At 66.7% G+C, this 4341-nt stretch carries 6 protein-coding genes; 4 read left to right on the forward strand and 2 right to left on the reverse strand.

The genetic code is table 11. The features are described from left to right. From AC1DXV_RS31885 to AC1DXV_RS31895, 3 genes are all read left to right on the forward strand, one after another. On the forward strand, window positions 1–484 hold a 484-nt coding region (locus tag AC1DXV_RS31885), incomplete at its 5' end, for a molybdopterin dinucleotide binding domain-containing protein (RefSeq protein ID WP_477937494.1). A gap of 42 nt (window positions 485–526) precedes the next feature. Next, window positions 527–1753: an AAA family ATPase gene (locus AC1DXV_RS31890; RefSeq protein WP_477871623.1), complete on the forward strand. Its 1227-nt coding sequence runs from the start codon at window positions 527–529 to the stop codon at window positions 1751–1753. Beyond that, window positions 1753–2277: a hypothetical protein gene (locus AC1DXV_RS31895; RefSeq protein WP_477871625.1), complete on the forward strand. Its 525-nt coding sequence runs from the start codon at window positions 1753–1755 to the stop codon at window positions 2275–2277. Before AC1DXV_RS31890 ends, AC1DXV_RS31895 begins: the two co-directional genes overlap by 1 nt. Window positions 2278–2305: 28 nt before the next feature. Here AC1DXV_RS31895 and AC1DXV_RS31900 read toward each other — a convergent pair whose 3' ends face one another. Next, complete coding sequence (locus AC1DXV_RS31900; protein ID WP_477871627.1) at window positions 2306–2920, reverse strand: hypothetical protein; 615 nt, start codon at window positions 2918–2920, stop codon at window positions 2306–2308. Further along, window positions 2917–3630, reverse strand: coding sequence for a hypothetical protein (locus AC1DXV_RS31905; RefSeq protein WP_477937496.1), 714 nt, complete (start codon window positions 3628–3630; stop codon window positions 2917–2919). The genes AC1DXV_RS31900 and AC1DXV_RS31905 overlap by 4 nt, the downstream gene beginning before the upstream one ends. 130 nt (window positions 3631–3760) lie before the next feature. Here AC1DXV_RS31905 and AC1DXV_RS31910 point away from each other — a divergent pair, with 130 nt between their 5' ends. After that, a complete protein-coding gene (locus AC1DXV_RS31910) occupies window positions 3761–4318 on the forward strand; it encodes a helix-turn-helix transcriptional regulator (protein WP_047512364.1) in 558 nt (185 codons plus the stop codon). The last annotated feature ends 23 nt before the right edge of the window (window positions 4319–4341 follow it).

A 4341-nucleotide genomic window follows, 5' to 3' on the forward strand; every position in this document is an offset into this window, starting at 1 on the left:
GCTGCGCACGCCGTCGGGCTGCATCGAGCTGGCGCCGCAACGCCTGCTCGACGACCTGCAGCGCGTGGCCGCCGATGCGCGGACCGGCCCTTCCGATGCGGTGATCATCGGCCGCCGCCAGGTGCGCTCGAACAACAGCTGGATGCACAACCTGCCGACGCTCGCGAAAGGCCCGTTCCGCTGCACCGCGCTGGTCCACCCGCAGGACGCCGCGCGCTGGGGCCTGCAGCACGGCGGGCAGGCGCGCATCGCCGGTGCGCGGGATCAGTCGATCGACGTGCAGGTGGAGGTCAGCGACGAGGTGATGCCCGGCGTGATCAGCCTGCCGCACGGCTGGGGTCATGCGCTGCCGGGGGCCCGCCTCGCGGTGGCCGCCGAACGCCCCGGCGCGAACCTCAATGCGGTGCTGGACGATGCGCTGCGCGACCCGCTGTCGGGCAATGCGGTGCTGGGCGGGGTCGCGGTGCATGTCAGACCGGGATGAGCATTCAGCCCCCAACATAAGTCGACTTTCAACAAAATCCTGTTGAATGATGGCATTATTTGCTTTTTCCAGAAGCAAAAAGCCATGTTGCACAGCTACGCCTTCAAGAATTTCGAGAGCTTTGTCGAGCGCACTGAGGTGTCGCTGAAGCTGAGCGACAAGGCAGCATCGCGGGGCTGGGAGGTCACCCCGAAAAGCGGCCAGAGATTGAGCACGGCTCTTGGTGTCATGGGCGCGAACGGTGCGGGCAAGACGCGGGTGCTGAAACCACTCGCCTTTGCCGCATGGTTCATGTCCCGCTCCTTCCAATCCAAGCCGGATGCCCCTCTTCCGCTGGAACCTCACTTCGCTCACGAAGCAGAACCCACAGAGATCGAGGTGGAAGCGGAAGACGTTGAGGGCACGCTCTGGCGCTACGAGCTCCATGCCACGGCCCAGCGAGTGATCTTTGAAGCGCTGTATCGCAAGCAGACCCGCTTCAACTATGTGTTCACACGTGAGCTCGATGCGCAGGATGGCTACAAGGTCAGGCAGCAGGGCTTCGGCATGCCGCCGGCAGAGGCGGCAAGGGTGCGCCCAAACGCCTCCCTTGTCTCCACGGCCCGCCAGTACAGCGTGGAGGTGGCCGAGCGCATCACCAACTTCAACCTCAACACGAACATCGATGCACGGGGAGGCAGGCGGTTCAATTCGGCACAACTGACTTCAGCGGCACAAGTCTTCGCTTCCGAGCAGCGGCTCTACCTGCAGATGTCGTCGCTGATCCAGGACTGGGACCTGGGACTGACCGATGTGGAACTGCGCCGCTTCGAGCAGACCGACCCGGCCGATGGAAGCAAGTCGGAGCAGTGGTTGCCGTTCGGCGTGCATGCCAAGCCCGATGGCCAGCTTCATCGATTGAATTTCCATCAGGAGTCGAGCGGTACGCAGGCGGCATTCGTTCTCCTGTCACGCCTGCTTCCCTTGCTGAACACCGGTGGCGTTGCGTTGATCGATGAACTGGATGCCGACTTGCATCCGCACATGCTCGAGCCCTTGCTGTCACTTTTCGCGAGCCCCGTGACCAACCCTCACCAGGCCCAGCTGCTCTTCAGCCTTCACGCCCCTCACGTGTTGACGATCCTGAGCAAGGCCCAGATGCTGTTCGTTGAAAAGCGCGATTGCGTCAGCCAGGCCTACCGCGGCGATTCCATCAAGGGCCTGCGCTCGGACGACAACCTCTATGCCAAGTACATGGCAGGCGCGCTGGGCGCGGTTCCGCAGCTCTGATGCCCTGGCGCATGACTGGCTCTCGCCCGGTGGTTCGCACCGTTCGTCGAACCGCACTGCTGATGGGCGAAGGCGACGCGGAGGAAGTGCTGCTGCGCCACCTGCGCAAGCTCTACACCCACGGTGGCCAGGGCTTCAGCGTCACCATCAGGAATGCCCATGGCAAGGGAGCGGGCCACGTGGTCGAGTGCGCTGTCCGCGCCAGCGCCAATGCCGCCTACGACCTTTGCGCCGCCTTGCTGGACACGGATGAAGGATGGACCGATGCAGTGCGCAAGAAGGCCAGGGTGAAATCCATCCAGGTCGTCGAGTCAGACCCGTGCTGCGAAGCATGGTTGCTGGACATCGTGGGACGCGCCGCAGAACGCCGCAGTCCGCAGCACAAGCGTGAGTTCGAGCGACTGTTCGGCCTGCCGGCCCATGATCCGGCCGTTTTCACCAGGCATTTCCCGCGCGCCGTGCTGGATGCAGCACGCGCTCGCGTCCCGACCTTGGATCAACTGCTGACCGTGTTCGGCGTATAGCCGCTGCAGCTTGCGGGCAGCGGCTGCCTCACTTCAGAAGCGGCTCGCCCAGGCAGGCGCGCAGCCTCGGGATGTCGACGCAGGAGCGCGGCGCCGCCGTCTCGGCCTGCGCGGCCACCGCCTGCAGGCACGATGCGGAGGCGCGCGCCCTGCCCGCCAGGTCGGGATGCTTGCGCTGGAATGCGCTGTCGCGCTGCGCCAGCGCCAGGCCGACTTCGTAGTGGTTCGCCACGTCCATCGTCAGCTCGCGCGCGAACCGATGGTTCGCTTCGAGGCAGGTCGACCCGTCGGGTGCCGGCTGCCCGGCGCGGCGCTCCTGGAACTGCACCGCCGATCGCCACCGGGCATCGCCGGCCAGCAGGTAGGCGTACGCGGTCGGGAAGTTGGGGTAGGCATTGAAGTAGGCCCGGTACGCGGCGTCGTAGTCCTGCTTGCGATAGGCGCGATCGCCCTCGGCGGTCAAGCGCTCGGCGGCGCGCCGGTCTTCGGCCGTGCGCTTGCCGCGATCGGATTCGATGTTCGCCAGCGCGCGTGCGGCTTCCGCCGAGATCGGCGGGCCGTCTGCAGAGACGATCAGTGGCAGGCCCACCGTGCCGGCCAGCGCAGCCGCACACAGCACCCACCGCCGCATCGAGGCCTTCATCGGGCCTTCTCCGGCGTGCCCCGGACGGTGAGCTTGGCCACGCTGAGCCCGTCCGGCCCGCGGTGGCTGACCAGCGCTTCGTGAACGTCGTTCCAGCGATCCAGGTCGACCACGGTGACGCAGCCGTCCGAGACGTTGCCGACGTGCACATAGCGGCTGTTGTCGCCGTACTTGATCGGGAACCAGACCTGGTCGTACCTGAGGTTCGGCGCGCCTTCGCGGTAGTAGCGCGTCATGTCCTTGTTGTGCGGCGCATCGGGCAGCAGCACGGTGTAGTCGCCGGCGGGCAGCGGGTAGAACCTGCCGCTCCAGTCGGAGTTCATCGTCACCTGGATCTTGATGCTGCCGACTTCCAGCGTGGCCAATTGCTGCTGGAAGTTCTGCTTGCGCACCGGCGAGTACCAGGCCTCGACGTAGTGGCCGTAGGTGACGACGATCTGCGCCAGCGACTGCGCCGGCGCCTTCGTGCCKAGGTACTCCCTGGCATTCGCGTCGCCGAGGCTCAGCACCTGGCCGGTGCTCGGGCCGTCCAGCACCTTGAAGAAGGTGCGGCCGCTGTCAGTGCGCGTCGCCTTCAGCTTGGTGTACTTGGCCAGCGGCACGAGCCCGCCGGTGTCTGCCTTGGCCTGCAGCCAGCCATCGCTGCCCACCTTGTTGACGTACAGCACGCTGCCCACGATGCTGACGCCTGTCGCGCCAGCCGTGCTCACGATATGCCCTGTCGCCGGTACCCTCGCGCCTGCCATCGCCGCTCCCTGCGCGCGACCTCGCCGCGCCTCCTGCCGATCATAGAAGGGTGCAGCTCGTAACATGCGACTCGACGCAGTGACTTTCGCCACCATGCCCACCCTCGACTACCGCACCGCCTTCGACCTCGCCCCTGTCGGCCTGGTGCTGTCGCGCAACCGGCTGATGGTCGACTGCAACCAGCAGGTGCTCGCGATGTTCGGCGCGGCGCGCGACCAGCTCGTGGGCCAGTCGTTCGAGATGCTGTACCCCACGCACGAGGAGTTCGAGCGCACCGGCGAGCGCATCGTCGCGGCGCTCGATGCGAACGGCTGGTATGCCGACGAGCGCGTGATGAAACGCGTCGACGGCCCGCAGCGCGGCGAGCTGTTCTGGTGCCATGTGTCGGGCCGCGCGCTCGACCCGGCGCAGCCGCATGCGGCCGGCATCTGGAGTTTCGAGGACCTGTCGTCGCGCCGCCGCCTGAAGGCCGAGCTGACGGCCCGCGAGCGCGAGATCGCCGCGCTGCTGATCGAGGGCCTCACCAGCAAGCTGATCGGCAAGCGGCTGGGCATCAGCCCGCGCACCGTCGACGTGTACCGCGCGCGGCTGATGCGCAAGTACGGCGCGGCGACCACGCCGGAGCTGATCTACAAGCTGCTGGCGGCGTGACGCAGGCGTGCGGCGGGTGACCC

The organism is Rhizobacter sp. P3_C12, assembly GCF_056402735.1.

Bases quoted from the DNA above. Each gene is read 5' to 3' on its own strand.
- AC1DXV_RS31900 (WP_477871627.1), bottom strand. From the start codon at position 2,920: ATGAAGGCCTCGATGCGGCGGTGGGTGCTGTGTGCGGCTGCGCTGGCC.
- AC1DXV_RS31895 (WP_477871625.1), top strand. From the start codon at position 1,753: ATGCCCTGGCGCATGACTGGCTCTCGCCCGGTGGTTCGCACCGTTCGT.
- AC1DXV_RS31910 (WP_047512364.1), top strand. From the start codon at position 3,761: ATGCCCACCCTCGACTACCGCACCGCCTTCGACCTCGCCCCTGTCGGC.